We start from the raw sequence: 15,730 nt of genomic DNA, 5'->3' as shown, positions 1-15,730 counted from the left end.
CGCCCTGCCGGGGCCCCGCCCTGCCGGGGCCCCGCCCTGCCGGGGCCCCGCCCTGCCGGGGCCCCGCCCTGCCGGGGCCCCGCCCTGGCTGTGGCTTACCTCTCGCCGTTCTGCAGTTGGTGACTCAGGCCACTTTGCCCGTGCTCGGGGTTGGTCTGGTGGGCTTGCCTCTTCGGGCGGTTTCATAGGGGCGAGAGGTCACCTTCGATGCCTTCGATGGTGTCAGCTGCACCGTCCACCTCGGATTCCGTAGGTGGGCCTGCAGCGGGGTCTCCTGTCCCGCCCGTGGGGAAAGCGTTGCTGCGTAATGCATTCTGGCTTTGTGCTATGGGTTCCTGGCGGTGCGGAGTCGTCCGAGGGCTGCGCTAATCCGAGACTTGCTTCGGTTTGCAAGGGTGGGCCCATGCCGAGTTCTTCGACCGAGATCCCATCGTCGTCAAGCGCTTGGGCGCCGGTGGTCCGGCGGCCGCTCGACCCCGATCAGGCGCACGCCTTCGCCCCGATGTTCAAGGCGCTCGGCGATCCGGTGCGGCTGCGCCTGCTGTCGATGATCGCCTCCGCCGGCGGCGGCGAGGTCTGCGTCTGCGACCTCACCGGCTCCTTCAAGCTGACCGGCCCGACGATCTCCCACCACCTCAAGGTCCTCCGCGAAGCAGGCCTGGTCGACAGCGACCGCCGCGGCACGTGGGTCTACTACCGCCTGGTCCCGGCGGCGCTCGCTCTGCTGGCCGGTCTGCTGGACGTCAGCTCCGTCACCGCCGGCGTCTGACCTCCGCCGCCACGCCCGGTTCGGGTCGGAGCGAGGTTTCTCAGCCAGGACACTGCGGCGTTCCGCGCTCGCGGGGGAGCGCTCGTTGCGACGGACCTGCGGCCTTCTGCGCGCTCGCGGGGGAGCGCTCGTTGCGACGGACCTGCGGCCTTCTGCGCGCCCGCGGGGGAGCGCTCGTTGCGACCGGCCTGCGGCCTCCTCAGCGACCGAGGTGGGACGTTCGTTGAGACCGCGAGGGGCCGCTGCTCGCGACCGCGACGGGCCGCTTGCGACTGCGAGGGGCCGCTGCTTGCGACCGCGACGCGCAAAGAAGCTGCGAGGCGCTTGCCCGGCAGATCCGCCACCGGACCCGGGAGCGTGCGGCCGGAGTAGAGCACGAACTCGCCGGTCAGCCGGCTCGCCGCACGGCCCGGCCCGGCGAGCCGCTCTCAGCGTGCAGCTGAAGTGCTCTGCCACCCGACACCGCGAGCCGAAGTCGCCAAGGACCGGTCCTGCGGCGCAACCCTCACCGACCAGCGTCTCTGGCAAGCTCTCGCGGCCCAAAGGGTGCGAGCAAGTGCCCAGGCTGGGGCCCCGCCCGGCGCACCACGACCCCAACCACGGTCGAACGCCGCTGCGACCCGCAGCACGCCGCCAGTGTTCAGTCCCCCGGGCGGCCGTGCGCGACCGGCAGTTCGAGAGCCGGGCCAGGGCCTCGATCCTCAGCGAGAAGCAAAAGTCACCAGGCCTACTTCTTCAGCGGGTCGTGACCCCAGTTCATCAGCGAGTACCGCCACTTCGTTTCCTTGATGTCGCCGTTCGGGCGCTGGGCCAGATGCCGGTGAACGTACCCGGTCACCTTGCGCATGTGGGCCTCGTCCTCCTCTGTCAGGTCGCCCTTGCGGGTGTGCAGCAGCTTGATGATCTTCCGGCCCGAGTCGTGGCCGACCGACTCCGCGTTCTCCGACTTCTTCTGGCCGACCTCGCGTGACTCTTCCGTCTCGAGCCACTTCTCCAGCTCGCCGGCCGTCATGTTCACCGCCGCGCGGAAGTCCTCGTACACGTCAGTCACGGTGCAGCGCTCCCGGCTTGTGCACCGCTTCGCGGCCGGTCTTGTCGCTCTTGACCTTGTACTGCGGGTCTTCCTTCGATGCGTCGACCGTGCGGCCCGCCGCTTCCGTACGCTTAGTGATCTTCTGCTCGACCTCGCCCTCGACCTTCTGGCCGTGGCTGCTCCACGACACGTGGTCGCCCTTGCTCAGGTTCTCGTCATGGGTCATGAGCTGCAGATACCCGGCTAGGAAGGCAAGTAACTCACGAAGATCGCGGTGCCGGGGAACAGCCTGCCGCGCAGTGGGCTCCACTGGCCCCAGATCTGGTCGTGGCCCTCCGGCCATTCCGGCTCGATCAGGTCCGTCAGCACGAAGCCCGCCGCGACCAGCTCGCGGATCCGGTCGCCCAAGGTGCGGTGCTGCTCGACGTAAGTCGGCACGCCGTCGGCGTCCTGCTCCACGTACGGCCGGCGGTCGAAATACGGGTGCACTGCCAGCAGGCCGTCCTCGCCCGGCTCGTCGAGGAAGATCCATCGCATCGGGTGGGTGAGCGAGAACACCCATTTCCCACCCGGCTTGAGCACCCGCGCCACCTCGCGCATCACCGCGCCCGAGTCGGCCACGAACGGGATCGCGCCGAACGCCGTGCAGACCACGTCGAACGAGGACGTGGCGAACGGCAGGGCCAGCGCGTCGGCCTGGACCAGCGGCACCCGTACCCCGGAGCGCTCGGCCGCCTCGCGGGCGTGCCGCAGCATGCCCGCCGACAGGTCCAACGCGACCGCGTCCGCTCCTTGCCCGTCCAGCCAGCGGGCGCCGGCCGCCGCTCCCGCGCCCAGCTCCAAGATCCGTTTGCCGCGCACCTCACCGAGCAGGCGCGCGTCGGCCTCCCGCAGCCCTTCCGGGCACCAGACGAAATCCACGTCGCCCAGGAACTTGCCGTGCTCGTCCTGGTAGTCGTCGGCGTCCAGATCCCACCAGTGCCGGCTGGCGACCCGGCTCTCCGCATCGGTCACCGCCCGGCGCAGGGTGCCGGCCACGGCGGTTGGTTGCGCTTCGGTCACGCCCAAACGGTACGGGGACCGTACGACACTTCCCGTCCGAGGCTCCCGGGCCGCTCACCGGGTGCTCAAAACGCCACAAATTGGCCGCTCAGAGCGCCTCTGCGGGAACAATGTGCCTCGGTCATCAGGAGGCCTTGCAACCTGTGGTAATGCGCACGGTAAGCTAGTCGATGCACTCGCGGATCGTGTGCCTCGGCAGGGAGCAGGTTCCGCAAGTCGTCGGTCCCAGCATGATCCTGCTCGCTTGATCTGACTCCAGTTGTCGTGATCACCGGATGTTCGTGCTGTGTCCGCCGTCAGTTCCGTGAGGGCGAGAGAGACACCACGACACCATCCGTTCGGAGCAACAGTCCACATGACGAGCAGCATCGAGGCCACCTCGAGCGCCAACAAGGTCACCGTCGACGATCTCGGCTCGGAGGAAGCATTCCTCGCAGCCATCGACGAGACCATCAAGTACTTCAACGACGGCGACATTGTCGAAGGCACCGTCGTCAAGGTCGATCGGGACGAGGTCCTGCTCGACATCGGCTACAAGACCGAGGGCGTCATCCCCTCGCGCGAGTTGTCGATCAAGCATGACGTGGACCCCGCGGAAGTGGTGTCGGTCGGTGACCACATCGAAGCCCTCGTCCTCACCAAGGAGGACAAGGAAGGTCGCCTGATCCTCTCGAAGAAGCGTGCGCAGTACGAGCGCGCGTGGGGCACGATCGAGAAGATCAAGGAGGACGACGGCGTCGTGCGCGGCTCCGTCATCGAGGTCGTCAAGGGCGGCCTCATCCTCGACATCGGTCTCCGCGGCTTCCTCCCGGCCTCGCTGGTCGAGATGCGCCGCGTGCGCGACCTGCAGCCGTACGTGGGCCGCGAGCTCGAAGCCAAGATCATCGAGCTGGACAAGAACCGCAACAACGTGGTCCTGTCCCGCCGGGCCTGGCTCGAGCAGACGCAGTCCGAGGTTCGCACCGAGTTCCTCAACAAGCTGCAGAAGGGCCAGGTCCGCAAGGGCGTCGTGTCCTCCATCGTCAACTTCGGTGCCTTCGTGGACCTGGGTGGCGTGGACGGCCTCGTGCACGTCTCCGAGCTCTCCTGGAAGCACATCGACCACCCGTCCGAGGTCGTCGAGGTCGGCCAGGAGGTCGAGGTCGAGGTGCTCGACGTCGACCTGGACCGCGAGCGCGTCTCGCTGTCGCTGAAGGCGACCCAGGAAGACCCGTGGCGCCAGTTCGCCCGGACCCACGCGATCAACCAGATCGTGCCGGGCAAGGTCACCAAGCTGGTTCCGTTCGGTGCGTTCGTCCGCGTGGACGACGGCATCGAGGGCCTGGTGCACATCTCCGAGCTGGCCGAGCGGCACGTCGAGCTGCCCGAGCAGGTCGTCCAGGTGGGCTCCGACGTCCTCGTCAAGGTCATCGACATCGACCTCGAGCGTCGCCGGATCTCGCTGTCGCTCAAGCAGGCCAACGAGAACTTCGTCGAGGGCGAGGAGCACTTCGACCCGACCCTCTACGGCATGGCGGCGACGTACGACAACGAGGGCAACTACATCTACCCGGAGGGCTTCGACCCCGAGACGGGTGAGTGGCTCGAGGGCTTCGACAAGCAGCGCGAGACGTGGGAGAAGCAGTACGCCGACGCTCGCGAGCGCTGGGAGGCCCACACCAAGCAGGTGCAGGCGTCCCGCGAGGCCGACGCCGAGGCCGCGCTCAACCCGGCTCCGGCCGGTGGCGTGACCACCTCGTCGTCCACCTCCACCTCCTCCTCCACGTCGACGAGCTCCTCCGCGGGCCCGGCGCGTGCGGCGGAGGAGCCGGCCGGCACGCTGGCCACCGACGAGGCGCTCGCCGCTCTGCGCGAGAAGCTCGCCGGCGGCAAGGCCTGAGGCTCAGCGCCTGGCTCGCCAGCTAGTTGATCGGTCCTGAGGGCCGTCCGCGGTTTCGGTCGCGGGCGGCCCTTCGGCATACTTGCCCGGTGTTGAAGGTCGGTCTCACCGGAGGAATCGGCGCGGGCAAGAGCGCCGTGGCCCAGCGCCTGGCCGCCCGCGGCGCGGTGCTCATCGACGCCGATCGGCTGGCTCGTGAGGTGGTCGCGGCCGGCACGGACGGCCAGGCCGCGGTCGTCGAGGCCTTCGGCCCGGCGGTGCTCGGCCCCGACGGCGAGCTCGACCGCCCCGCGCTGGGCGCGCGGGTCTTCGGCGACGAAGCGGCCCGGCGCCGGCTCGAGAGCATCATCCACCCCCGGGTACGCGCCCTTACGGCGGAGCTGACCGCGGCCGCCGCCCGGGACGCGATCGTGGTCAACGACGTCCCGCTGCTGGTCGAGACGGGGCTGGCGGCGTCGTACCACCTGGTTGTCGTGGTCGACGCGGACCGGGAGACCCGGGTCCGGCGGCTGGTGGAGACCCGGGGGATGAGCGTCGAGCAGGCCACCTCCCGGATCGCCGCGCAGGCCGACGACGCCGTCCGGCGGGACGCCGCTGACGTGGTGCTCCCCAACGACGGTGGTCTCGGCGAGCTGGACGCCCGGGTCGAGCGCCTGTGGCAGGACCGGCTGCGTCCGTACGAGAAGAACCTGCGACTCGGCCGCCATGCCCCGGCCGATGGAGTGCTCCGGGTCGTACCCCCGGATCCGACCTGGCCCCGGCAGGCGCAGCGGGTGATCGACCGGATCCGGCACGCGCTGGCGCCGCAGCTCGGCGGCGACGCCGACGTCGCCCACATCGGGTCCACGGCCGTGCCCGGCCTGCCCGCCAAGGACCTGCTGGATCTCATGCTGGCCGTGCCGACGCTGGCCGAGGCCGACCGGCTCGCCGCGGCGATCGAGGCCGCGGGTCTGCCGCGGCGGGCGGGCGACTGGTGGGACAACGCCCGCGGCCTGCCCGGCCGGACCTGGCCGAAGCGGTTGCACGGCAGCGCCGACCCGGGACGGCCGGTCAATCTGCACGTACGGGTGACGGGCTCGCCGGGCTGGCGGTTCGCGCTGCTGATGCGTGATCACCTGCGTGCGGTGCCGGCCGCCCGGGACGCCTACGCGCAGGCCAAGCAGCAGTGGGTCGCGCAGCATCGGGACGTGGAGGGCTACGCGGAGGCGAAGGAGCCCTGGTTCGACGCGGAGGCGGCCGAGGCGGACGCCTGGGCGCTGGCCAGCGGCTGGCAGCCACCGAGGTCCTGACGCACGCGAAACCGCCCCGGACAGCAAGGGGCGCTCGCGGCGGCCGGTTCGCGCGGGTGCGCGACCCTCGCGGATGCGCGCGCCGGACGGAGCCGGGGCAGCTATCCGCGGGCCGGCCCGGGCGCACCGTGTGATGGTGCCGGACCGGGCCGGACGGCCGCCGCGAGCGGCCTACCCGATCACCGTATAGCCGCAGGTGAACGCTGGACAATGCCGTTTCCCGGGGCCGAATGTGCACTCTGCGAACAGGGTCACCCGGCGCCCGCGGAAACTTGTCACACCCGCGACGTACGGTGGTCTGCATGGCGCTCGACATCCCACGACTCGACGGCCGCTTCGAGGTCGTCAGCGACTACAAACCCGCCGGTGACCAGCCCACGGCCATCGCCGAGCTGGAGCGCCGGGTGCGCCGCGGCGACCGCAACACGGTGCTGCTCGGCGCGACCGGCACCGGCAAGAGCGCCACCACCGCCTGGCTCATCGAGAAGCTGCAGCGGCCGGCGCTGGTGATGGCCCCCAACAAGACCCTGTGCGCCCAGCTCGCCAAGGAGTTCCGCGAGCTGATGCCCCACAACGCGGTCGAATACTTCGTCAGTTACTACGACTACTACCAGCCCGAGGCGTACATCGCCCAGTCCGACACCTACATCGAGAAGGACTCCTCGGTCAACGAGGAGGTCGAGCGGCTGCGGCACTCGGCCACCATGTCGCTGCTCACCCGGCGCGACGTGATCGTGGTGGCGACCGTGAGCGCGATCTACGGCCTGGGCACCCCGCAGGAGTACGTCGAGCAGGCGGTCAAGATCAAGGTCGGCCAGGAGTGGGACCGCGACAAGCTGCTGCGCCGCCTGGTCGACATCCGGTACGCCCGCAACGACATGGCTTTCCAGCGGGGCACCTTCCGGGTCCGCGGGGACACTCTCGAGATCATCCCGGCCTACGAGGAGCTGGCGGTCCGGGTCGAGCTGTTCGGCGACGAGATCGAGAAGCTCTACTACCTGCACCCGCTGACCGGCGACATCGTCCGCGAGGTCGACGAGCTGATCATCTTCCCGGCGACGCACTACGCGGCCGGCCCGGAGCGGATGGAGCGGGCGATCCGCGACATCGAGGCCGAGCTGGCCGAGCGGCTCGCCGAGCTGGAGCGCCAGGGCAAGCTCCTGGAGTCGCAGCGGCTGCGGATGCGCACGACCTACGACATCGAGATGATGCGCCAGGTCGGCTTCTGCAACGGCATCGAGAACTACTCCATGCACATGGACGGCCGGTCGCCCGGCCAGCCGTCGCACACCCTGCTGGACTACTTCCCGGACGACTACCTCACCGTCATCGACGAGTCGCACGTGACGATCCCGCAGATCGGCGGCATGTACGAGGGCGACGCCTCCCGCAAGCGCATCCTGATCGAGCACGGCTTCCGGCTGCCCAGCGCCGCCGACAACCGGCCGCTGCGCTTCGACGAGTTCCTCGAGCGGGTCGGGCAGATGGTCTTCCTGTCCGCGACGCCCGGCCCGTGGGAGATGGGGGAGGCCCAGGGCGAGTTCGTCGAGCAGATCATCCGGCCGACCGGCCTGGTCGATCCGCAGGTGGTGGTCAAGCCGACCAAGGGCCAGATCGACGACCTGATGCACGAGATCAAGCTGCGCACCGAGAAGGACGAGCGGGTCCTGGTCACCACGCTGACCAAGAAGATGGCCGAGGACCTCACCGACTACCTGCTGGAGAACGGCATCCGGGTCCGCTACCTGCACTCCGAGGTCGACACCCTGCGCCGTGTCGAGCTGCTCAAGGAGCTGCGCAAGGGCGACTACGACGTGCTGGTCGGCATCAACCTGCTCCGTGAGGGTCTCGACCTGCCCGAGGTGTCGCTGGTGGCGATCCTCGACGCGGACAAGGAGGGCTTCCTGCGCAGCGGCCGCTCGCTGATCCAGACGATCGGCCGCGCGGCCCGCAACGTCTCCGGCGAGGTCCACATGTACGCGGACAAGATGACCCCGTCCATGCGCGACGCGATCGAGGAGACCGACCGCCGCCGGGAGAAGCAGGTCGCCCACAACAAGGCGAACGGCATCAGCCCCGAGCCGCTGCGCAAGAAGATCCACGACATCCTGGACGACATCTACCGCGAGGCCGAGGACACCGACGCGGCGGTCGGCGGTCAGCTGGTGGGCGGCGGCGGCCGGCAGATGTCGCGCGGCAAGGGCCCGGTGCCGGAGACCCGGTCGAAGGCCCGCGCGAGCTCGGTGCCGGCCCGCGAGGGCATGGCCCGGGCGGAGCTCGCCCAGCTGATCCAGGATCTCAACGATCAGATGCTGGCCGCGGCCCGCGAGCTGCAGTTCGAGCTGGCGGCCCGGATCCGCGACGAGGTCCAGGAGCTGAAGAAGGAGCTCCGCGGCATGGACATGACCGGGGTGCGCTGAGGACCGTGCGGCGATCGGAGGCGCAGGCGTTCTACCGCGAGTACAACGCGGCCTGCAACGCCCACGCCTTCGATCGCCTGTCCCGGTTCGTGGCCGAGGACGTCCAGGTCAACGACGAGCCGCAGGGCCTGACGGCGTACGTGGGGGGTCTGCGCGATGTGGTCCGGGCCTTCCCTGACTACCGCTGGGAGCTCCGCGGTCTGCTGATCGACGGCGACAGGATCGCGGCGCATTTCACGGACACCGGGACGCACCGGGGTGAGTTTCTCGGGGTGGCGCCGACGGGGCGCAGGATTTCGACGCGGGAGTTCGCGGTCTACGAGCTGGAGGCGCACCGGATCGCCCGGGTGTGGGTGGCGGCGGACAACCTGGCGGTGCTCGACCAGCTCTGCTGACCACCGTCGGTCCGCCTGTCGCCGGCCGGGCTGCTGCTGGTGACAGGGCTGCGGCCCGTACACCGGTCCACCCGATTCCATCGGGCCGTCGCGGGCTGCGGAGTGGAATTCGGTGGGGCGCGAGCCCGGCGGTCTCTACGCTGGCGCCCGTGTCAACGATGGTCACCTGGGCGCCCCTGCCGTTCGACGACGAGGATGCACTCGTCTCGCTGGCCGCCCGCTGTCTGGCCGCCGACGGTGGACTGCCGCTCGCCGCCGACCCGGCCTTCCTGCGCCGACGGTGGTTGGCCCCCGGCATCGCCACCGTTCAGGGCCACCACCACGACGGCCGCCTCGTCGCCGCCGGTGCCGCACGCCCCACGCCCGCGACCGGTGGCGTCACCTTCTGCGGCCTGGTCGACCCCGACGTCCGGGGCCGGGGGATCGGCTCCCACCTGCTCACCTGGGGGCTCGACCGGGACGAGTCCGTCACCGTCGAGGCGGAGTCGTTGACCGGGCCGGCCGAGGAGCTCTTCGCCGCCCGTGGACTCCGGCAGGTCTTCGCTGAGGACGTCATGCGGATCGACCTCACTGACGGCGTACCGGATGCGCCCTGGCCGGCCGGCACCCAGCTTGCCGCCTGGTCCTCGGCGCATGCGCCGCGGTTTCACGACGTCTACACGGCCGCTTTCCGGGACCGGCCCGGCTTCCCCGGCTGGACCGCCGGCGAGTGGATCGCCGACCTCACCGAGGACGACGACTTCCGGCCGCGGTGGTCCGTGCTGGCGACCCTGTCCGACCTGGGCGACGCCGGGTTCGTCACTGCTGCGGTCGACTGGATCGTGCAGGTCGGGGTCGCGCCCGCCGCCCGTGGCCGTGGGCTCGGGGGAGCGCTCGTCGCGGAGGCCCTGCGGCGCATGCGCGCGGACGGCGCGACCCACGCGTGGCTGGACGTCAACGTCGACAATCCGGCGGTACGGCTGTACCGCAAGCTCGGCTTCGAGCACCGGGGACGGCGGGCGCGCTACCGGCTCGGCTAGACCGGCGCCACGTCGTTGAAGTGTTCGACCACCGGCGGGTTGGCGAAGTACGGGCCGATCAGGGTCCGCCACTGGGTGAAGCGGTCCGAGTTGCGGAAGTTCTCCCCGTGGGCCTCGATCGACTCCCATTCGACCAGCAGGACGAAGCGGGACGGCGATTCCACGCCGTGGGTCATCCGGACCGAGTGGCAGCCTTCCGTGCCCGCCAGGATCGGGTGGGCCTGCTGGTACGCCGCGGTGAACTTTTCTTCCTGGCCGGGTGAGACGTCGATCAAGGCGACTTCGAGAATCATGTCCCGCAGCATGCCACAGGAGGAGAACTAGCCTCCTAGGATGCGCTAGAGGCTGTGTGGTAGGTGTCTGAAACGTCGGCAGGTGCTGGGGTGTGTCCGATTCGCGGGGAAAAGATGGCGAGAGCCTCGACACGGATAGCCGGGGCGATGTGCGAATCAGGCCGCTGATGCGACACAATGGCGACGTAGGAGGGGAGTATTCCTCTGCGCCGGTCTCGTCAACACGGTCTTCACCTCTCGGGGTGAGCCCGGGGCCGGCGGTCGTCGCCCAGCCGGGCGCCGGCGGAAGAGACCTCCGACAGTCGCACGTCGCTGTCACCGCTTCATTCCGGGGCGGACGCAGCGATGAACCGTGTCTGCCGGAGGTTCCCGTTGAATGTTTCCGCCTGGGCCTGGGTCATCACCCTCGTTGCCCTGGTCGTCGTCCTCGCCGTTGATCTGCTGATCGTCGGCCGGCGACCGCACGAGCCCAGCATGCGCGAGGCGGGCGGCTGGGTCGCCTTCTACGTCGCGCTGGCTCTGGCCTTCGGGGTGGGCGTGTGGGTCGTCTGGGGTGGTCAGGCCGCCGGCGAGTTCTACACGGGCTGGCTGACCGAGTACAGCCTCTCGGTCGACAACCTCTTCGTCTTCGTGATCATCATGGCGCGCTTCGCGGTGCCCCGGCAGTTCCAGCAGAAGGTGCTGCTCATCGGCATCGTGCTGGCGCTCGTCATGCGCGGCGCGTTCATCGCCGCCGGCGCCGCCCTGATCGCGCAGTTCTCCTGGGTCTTCTACATCTTCGGCGCGTTCCTCGTCTACACCGCCATCACGCTGCTCAAGCAGGGTGAGAACGACGAGGACGACTTCAAGGAGAACCTGCTCATCCGGTGGAGCAAGCGGGCGCTGCCGATCTCCTCGTCGTTCGACAGCGGCAAGATGACGGTGGTGACCGAGGCCGGCAAGCGGCTGTTCACACCGATGCTCATCGTCATGATCGCGATCGGCACCACCGACCTGATCTTCGCGCTCGACTCGATCCCGGCGATCTTCGGCATCACCAAGGAGCCGTACCTCGTCTTCACCGCGAACGTCTTCGCCCTGATGGGCCTGCGCCAGCTGTACTTCCTGCTGGGTGGCCTGCTGGAGCGGCTGGTCTACCTCAACATCGGGCTGGCGTTCGTGCTCGCCTTCATCGGCGTGAAGCTGTTCCTCGAGGCGCTGCACACCAACGCGCTGGGCTTCATCAACGGCGGCGAGGGCGTGCACTGGGCGCCGGAGATCCCGATCTGGCTGTCGCTGCTGGTCATCCTGGGCACGCTGGGCATCGCCACGGTCGCGAGCCTGCTCAAGTCGTCGCGTGACAAAAGGAAAGAACTGATCAAAGCCTGAGCAAGGCAAAAGCCGGGGGTACGCGTAGTGCGTACCCCCGGCTTTTTGTCTGTCCGTCAGCCCTGGTGCTTGCGGCGGGCCGCAGCCCGGCCGCGGACCTGCTGGTCGAGCACGACCTTGCGGATCCGTACGGCGGCCGGGGTCACCTCGACGCACTCGTCCTCGCGGCAGAACTCGAGAGCCTGCTCCAGCGACAGCTTGCGCGGCGGGATCAGCTTCTCGGTCTCGTCGGAGGTCGACTGACGCATGTTCGTCAGCTTCTTCTCCTTGGTGATGTTGACGTCCATGTCGTCCTGGCGGGAGTTCTCGCCGACGATCATGCCTTCGTAGACCTCGGTGGTCGGCTCGACGAAGAGCTGGCCGCGCTCCTGCAGGTTGGTCATCGCGAACGCGGTCACCACACCCGCCCGGTCGGCCACCAGCGAACCGTTCTGCCGGGTGCGCAGCTCGCCGAACCACGGCTCGTAGTCCTCGAAGATGTGGTGCATGATGCCGGTGCCGCGGGTCTCGGTGAGGAACTCGGTCCGGAAGCCGATCAGGCCGCGCGCCGGGACCAGCCACTCCATCCGCAGCCAGCCGGTGCCGTGGTTGATCAGCTCTTCCATCCGGCCCTTGCGGGTGGACAGCAGCGTGGTGATGGCGCCCATGTACTCGTCCGGGGCGTCGATGGTCAGGCGCTCGACCGGCTCGTGGATCTTGCCGTCGATCGTCTTGGTGACCACCTGCGGCTTGCCGACGGTCAGCTCGTACGACTCGCGGCGCATCTGCTCGACCAGGATCGCCAGGGCCAGCTCGCCGCGGCCCTGCACCTCCCAGGCGTCCGGGCGCTCGGTCGGCAGCACCCGCAGCGAGACGTTACCGATCATCTCGCGGTCGAGGCGGTCCTTGACCATGCGGGCGGTCACCTTGCCGCCCTTGACCTTGCCGACCAGCGGCGAGGTGTTGGTGCCCAGGACCATGGAGATGGCCGGCTCGTCGACGCTGATCAGCGGCAGCGGGATCGGGTTCTCCGCGTCGGCCAGGGTCTCGCCGATCATGATGTCGGCGATGCCGGCGACGGCCATGATGTCGCCGGGCCCGGCGCTCTCGGCCGGCTTGCGCTCCAGGCCCTCGGTGATCAGCAGCTCGGAGATGCGCACGTTGCTGATCGTGCCGTCGGTCTTGCACCAGGCGACGGTCTGGCCCTTGCGGATCGTGCCCTCGTGCACCCGGCACAGCGCGAGCCGGCCGAGGAAGTTCGAGGCGTCGAGGTTGACGACGTGCGCCTGCAGCGGCGCACCCTCGGTGTAGGTCGGGGCCGGGATGGTCTCCAGGATCGTGCTGAACAGCACCTCGAGGTCGGTGCTGTCCTCCGGGACGGTGCCGTCCTTCGGCTGGGTCAGGGAGGCGATGCCGTCGCGCGCGCACGCGTAGACGATCGGGAACTCGATCTGGTGCTCGTCGGCGTCGAGGTCGAGGAAGAGCTCGTACGTCTCGTCGACGACCTCCTTGATCCGGGCGTCGGGCCGGTCCACCTTGTTGATGATCAGGATGATCGGCAGCTTGGCCTGGAGCGCCTTGCGGAGCACGAAGCGGGTCTGCGGAAGCGGGCCCTCGGAGGCGTCGACGAGCAGGGCGACACCGTCGACCATGGTGAGGCCGCGCTCGACCTCACCGCCGAAGTCGGCGTGGCCGGGGGTGTCGATGATGTTGATCGTCACGGCCTCGCCGTCGGCGGGCTGGTAGCTGATCGCCGTGTTCTTGGCGAGAATGGTGATGCCCTTTTCCCGCTCCAGGTCCATGGAGTCCATGGCGCGGTCGGCCATCTCGCCCCGTGCGTGGGACTGGCTCCCCTGGCGCAGCATGGCGTCGACCAGGGTGGTTTTGCCATGGTCGACGTGGGCGATGATGGCGACGTTGCGTAGGTCGGTGCGGGTCTGCATATCACCATTGTCCCCGGTCTTTGTTGCGGTGACCGTCCGGGGTCACAACCCGGAACCGGTGTCGGACCTCGTCCCCGATGGGCATTTTGTCGGGCGGTGCGGGCGGCGGCCCGCTGCTAGCGTTCGGGCGTCGTCTTCAGGCACCGGGAAGGACTTCGTCGATGAATCGCAGGCTTCTCGTGCCCGTCGTGACCCTGGCCGGGCTGCTGGTGGTGGGCGGTTGCGGGCTCGGCGGGGCCAAGGAGCAGCCGGTCACGGTGGCGGCGCAGCCCTCGGCCTCGGTGCCGGAGAACATCGTCGACCCGGTGCTCGAGGACGAGCAGCCCAGCCCGGAGCCGACCACGGCGAAGCCGAAGCCGTCCAAGAGCAAGGCCAAGCCCAAGGTCAAGGTCAAGGCCACCCCGACGGGGGATCCGAACAACTTCCAGCTGCCGGCGTGCGCCCACCGCGAGGGCAAGAAGGTGTCCAAGACCCAGGCCAAGGCGGCGCTGCGGACGGCGGCCGGCAAGAAGTACTGGCCGACGTCGGCTCCCAAGCTCACCGTGCCGAGCCGGCTGGTGCTGGCCACGGCCTGGCACGAGAGTGGCTGGCAGTCCGACATCGTCAACTGCGACGGCGGCCGGGGCCTGATGCAGGTGATGCCCGACACCGAGGCCTTCATCAACCAGCGCTTCGAGCAGTCGTACGCGAGCACCGACTACAAGCAGAACGCCGTGCTCGGCGCCAACTACCTGGCCTGGCTGACCAAGGCGTTCGGCGACGCCTACTTCAAGGGCAAGTACGACCTGAGCGCGTCGAAGTGCAAGTCGCAGTCGAGCATGTGCCTGCTCAACATGGTGATCGCCGGCTACAACGTGGGTCGCCAGCCGGTCGACGACGGGTACGCGGACAAGCAGCTGCCGAACCCGGAATACGTGGCCGTCGTGCGCTCGCTGATGAAGTCCTGCTACTGCGACCGCTACTAGCCGACCGGGTCGTCAGGGGCCGCGGGGGCCGAGCTACACTAGTCGGCGGAACCCGAGACTGTGCCCGCCGCTTTGACCCATTCTTGAGCGCGGTAGTAAGGTCTCGGGGTTGTCGTGCGTTGATGATGCTGGCGAGCTCCTGACGTAGGTTCGTGCAGCACACACTAAGGAGCTTTTGCGTAATGCCGCCCAAGAAGAAGACCCATGAGGTAACCCTCGCGCTTGAGGCGGGTAACGCCGCGATGGTCGACCTCGGCAAGATGCTCGGCCCGACCGGCGCCAACATGCGTGCCGTCAAGGTCGAGTACGACGAGGCGACGTCGAAGCAGCGTGGCGAGATCATCCCGGTCGTCGTGTCGGTCTACGAGGACCGCAGCCACACGCTGACCTACAAGACTCCGCCGACGAGCTTCCTGATCCGCAAGGCTCTGGGCATCCAGTCGGGCGCGTCCAACCCGCTGACCCAGACCGTGGGCACGCTCAGCGCCGACCAGATCAAGCAGATCGCCGAGCGCAAGCTCCCCGACCTGAACGCGAACGACGTCGACGCCGCGGTGAAGGTCGTCGCCGGCACCGCGCGCTCGATGGGCGTCAAGGTCGCCGAGTAAGTCTCGTGAGCACGGAACGGCGCGGGTCCCGATCGGGGCCCGCGCCGTTTTTCATGCCTCTTTGCCGACGACCTCGTCGATGAGGCCGTAGTCGCGGGCCTCGGCCGAGCTGAGCACCTTGCCGGCGGACAGGTCGTCCTCGATCCTGCTGCGGGTCTGGCCGGTCACCTCGACCAGGCGCAGCACGACCTCCTCCAGCTCCCGCAGGTGCTGCCCGGCGGCCGCGGCCACCTCGTCGGCGGTGCCGGTGACCCCGGCCGCGCGGGGCTCGGCCAGCTTGAAGCGGGCATGCCGGTATGCCGTGCGGCGCTCGGCGGCCGCCAGCACCGCGAGCACGGCCCCGCCGGCCTCGGAGGTGACCACCGCGTGCACGGGTGCGGCCATCGCGTCCATGACGTCGATGACGGCGTGCGCCGCGTTCAGGTCGCCGCCGGAGCTGGCCACGTGCAGCTGGATCGGCTCCGGCCCGGCCGCGTCCAGGGTGAGCAGGGCGGCGGCGATCCCCGAGGCGGCCTGCCCGGTGAGCGGGCCCCGGATCATGACGATGCGCTGATCGAAGAGGCGTTCCTCGAGCCAGCCGGGAAGGGCGGGCCCGCCGCCCGGCCAGGGCTCGGGTGGGGGAGGAGGGCTGGAAGGTTGCCATCGCAGATCGGGTGTCACCGGACCTCCGCGCGTCGAGGGGTGTTCCGAGTCTAGGGACGCGCGCAC

At 69.3% G+C, this 15,730-nt stretch carries 15 protein-coding genes; 9 read left to right on the top strand and 6 right to left on the bottom strand.

Annotation, left to right across the window (positions count from 1 at the left end; all coding sequences use genetic code 11):
- Window positions 1-403 precede the first annotated feature (403 nt).
- On the top strand, window positions 404-769 hold the full coding sequence (locus tag ACWEOZ_RS41000) for an ArsR/SmtB family transcription factor (protein WP_451916078.1): 366 nt from the start codon (window positions 404-406) through the stop codon (window positions 767-769).
- A gap of 727 nt (window positions 770-1,496) precedes the next feature.
- Here ACWEOZ_RS41000 and ACWEOZ_RS40995 read toward each other — a convergent pair.
- From ACWEOZ_RS40995 to ACWEOZ_RS40985, 3 genes are read right to left on the bottom strand one after another with little or no spacing between them, the layout of a single operon-like run.
- Window positions 1,497-1,820: a DUF3140 domain-containing protein gene (locus tag ACWEOZ_RS40995; protein WP_451916077.1), complete on the bottom strand. Its 324-nt coding sequence runs from the start codon at window positions 1,818-1,820 to the stop codon at window positions 1,497-1,499.
- On the bottom strand, window positions 1,813-2,028 hold the full coding sequence (locus ACWEOZ_RS40990) for a DUF2945 domain-containing protein (protein WP_451916076.1): 216 nt from the start codon (window positions 2,026-2,028) through the stop codon (window positions 1,813-1,815). Before ACWEOZ_RS40990 ends, ACWEOZ_RS40995 begins: the two co-directional genes overlap by 8 nt.
- A 17-nt stretch (window positions 2,029-2,045) precedes the next feature.
- On the bottom strand, window positions 2,046-2,864 hold the full coding sequence (locus ACWEOZ_RS40985) for a class I SAM-dependent methyltransferase (protein WP_451916075.1): 819 nt from the start codon (window positions 2,862-2,864) through the stop codon (window positions 2,046-2,048).
- 355 nt (window positions 2,865-3,219) lie between these two features.
- Between ACWEOZ_RS40985 and rpsA the strand changes: the two genes are divergently transcribed.
- The 5 genes from rpsA to ACWEOZ_RS40960 all read left to right on the top strand — a co-directional run bounded on the left by rpsA (window position 3,220) and on the right by ACWEOZ_RS40960 (window position 9,866).
- Complete coding sequence (gene rpsA, locus ACWEOZ_RS40980) at window positions 3,220-4,743, top strand: 30S ribosomal protein S1 (protein ID WP_451916074.1); 1,524 nt, start codon at window positions 3,220-3,222, stop codon at window positions 4,741-4,743.
- A gap of 89 nt (window positions 4,744-4,832) precedes the next feature.
- Window positions 4,833-6,032 carry a dephospho-CoA kinase gene (gene coaE, locus ACWEOZ_RS40975; protein ID WP_451916073.1) on the top strand — a complete coding sequence of 400 codons (1,200 nt, stop codon included), beginning with the start codon at window positions 4,833-4,835 and terminating at the stop codon, window positions 6,030-6,032.
- Window positions 6,033-6,334: 302 nt separating this feature from the next.
- On the top strand, window positions 6,335-8,452 hold the full coding sequence (uvrB, locus tag ACWEOZ_RS40970) for an excinuclease ABC subunit UvrB (protein ID WP_451916072.1): 2,118 nt from the start codon (window positions 6,335-6,337) through the stop codon (window positions 8,450-8,452).
- 5 nt (window positions 8,453-8,457) lie between these two features.
- Entirely contained in the window at window positions 8,458-8,847 is a 390-nt protein-coding gene (locus ACWEOZ_RS40965; RefSeq protein ID WP_451916071.1) for an ester cyclase, read from the top strand.
- Window positions 8,848-9,005: 158 nt separating this feature from the next.
- A complete protein-coding gene (locus ACWEOZ_RS40960) occupies window positions 9,006-9,866 on the top strand; it encodes a GNAT family N-acetyltransferase (protein WP_451916081.1) in 861 nt (286 codons plus the stop codon).
- On the opposite strand, the gene ACWEOZ_RS40955 is transcribed toward ACWEOZ_RS40960, so the two are convergent.
- Entirely contained in the window at window positions 9,863-10,159 is a 297-nt protein-coding gene (locus ACWEOZ_RS40955) for an antibiotic biosynthesis monooxygenase family protein (protein WP_451916070.1), read from the bottom strand. The genes ACWEOZ_RS40960 and ACWEOZ_RS40955 overlap by 4 nt on opposite strands.
- 345 nt (window positions 10,160-10,504) lie before the next feature.
- Between ACWEOZ_RS40955 and ACWEOZ_RS40950 the strand changes: the two genes are divergently transcribed.
- Window positions 10,505-11,527: a TerC family protein gene (locus tag ACWEOZ_RS40950; protein ID WP_451916069.1), complete on the top strand. Its 1,023-nt coding sequence runs from the start codon at window positions 10,505-10,507 to the stop codon at window positions 11,525-11,527.
- 56 nt (window positions 11,528-11,583) lie between these two features.
- Here the strand turns inward: ACWEOZ_RS40950 and typA are convergent, their stop codons facing one another.
- Window positions 11,584-13,449 carry a translational GTPase TypA gene (gene typA, locus ACWEOZ_RS40945; protein ID WP_451916068.1) on the bottom strand — a complete coding sequence of 622 codons (1,866 nt, stop codon included), beginning with the start codon at window positions 13,447-13,449 and terminating at the stop codon, window positions 11,584-11,586.
- A gap of 161 nt (window positions 13,450-13,610) precedes the next feature.
- Here typA and ACWEOZ_RS40940 point away from each other — a divergent pair, with 161 nt between their 5' ends.
- Window positions 13,611-14,414, top strand: a complete 804-nt coding sequence (locus ACWEOZ_RS40940) for a transglycosylase SLT domain-containing protein (RefSeq protein WP_451916067.1) — start codon at window positions 13,611-13,613, stop codon at window positions 14,412-14,414.
- A 182-nt stretch (window positions 14,415-14,596) separates the two neighbouring features.
- Window positions 14,597-15,022 carry an uL11 family ribosomal protein gene (locus ACWEOZ_RS40935; RefSeq protein ID WP_212993075.1) on the top strand — a complete coding sequence of 142 codons (426 nt, stop codon included), beginning with the start codon at window positions 14,597-14,599 and terminating at the stop codon, window positions 15,020-15,022.
- Between the two features lie 51 nt (window positions 15,023-15,073).
- Here ACWEOZ_RS40935 and ACWEOZ_RS40930 read toward each other — a convergent pair whose 3' ends face one another.
- Window positions 15,074-15,682 (bottom strand): ATP-dependent Clp protease proteolytic subunit, encoded by a 609-nt coding sequence (locus tag ACWEOZ_RS40930; RefSeq protein WP_451916066.1) that lies wholly within the window; start codon window positions 15,680-15,682, stop codon window positions 15,074-15,076.
- Between the last annotated feature and the right edge of the window lie 48 nt (window positions 15,683-15,730).

The sequence above is a fragment of the Actinoplanes sp. NPDC004185 genome (genome assembly GCF_053603475.1).
Note: the sequence above shows the minus strand (reverse complement) of the source record. Positions and strands in the feature narration are given on the sequence as shown.

What these genes read in the sequence shown, in the direction of transcription:
- ACWEOZ_RS41000 (WP_451916078.1), top strand. Translation starts at nt 404, where the DNA reads ATGCCGAGTTCTTCGACCGAGATCCCATCGTCGTCAAGCGCTTGGGCG.
- ACWEOZ_RS40990 (WP_451916076.1), bottom strand. Translation starts at nt 2,028, where the DNA reads ATGACCCATGACGAGAACCTGAGCAAGGGCGACCACGTGTCGTGGAGC.
- rpsA (WP_451916074.1), top strand. Translation starts at nt 3,220, where the DNA reads ATGACGAGCAGCATCGAGGCCACCTCGAGCGCCAACAAGGTCACCGTC.
- uvrB (WP_451916072.1), top strand. Translation starts at nt 6,335, where the DNA reads ATGGCGCTCGACATCCCACGACTCGACGGCCGCTTCGAGGTCGTCAGC.
- ACWEOZ_RS40960 (WP_451916081.1), top strand. Translation starts at nt 9,006, where the DNA reads ATGGTCACCTGGGCGCCCCTGCCGTTCGACGACGAGGATGCACTCGTC.
- ACWEOZ_RS40955 (WP_451916070.1), bottom strand. Translation starts at nt 10,159, where the DNA reads ATGATTCTCGAAGTCGCCTTGATCGACGTCTCACCCGGCCAGGAAGAA.
- ACWEOZ_RS40950 (WP_451916069.1), top strand. Translation starts at nt 10,505, where the DNA reads ATGAACCGTGTCTGCCGGAGGTTCCCGTTGAATGTTTCCGCCTGGGCC.
- typA (WP_451916068.1), bottom strand. Translation starts at nt 13,449, where the DNA reads ATGCAGACCCGCACCGACCTACGCAACGTCGCCATCATCGCCCACGTC.
- ACWEOZ_RS40940 (WP_451916067.1), top strand. Translation starts at nt 13,611, where the DNA reads ATGAATCGCAGGCTTCTCGTGCCCGTCGTGACCCTGGCCGGGCTGCTG.
- ACWEOZ_RS40935 (WP_212993075.1), top strand. Translation starts at nt 14,597, where the DNA reads ATGCCGCCCAAGAAGAAGACCCATGAGGTAACCCTCGCGCTTGAGGCG.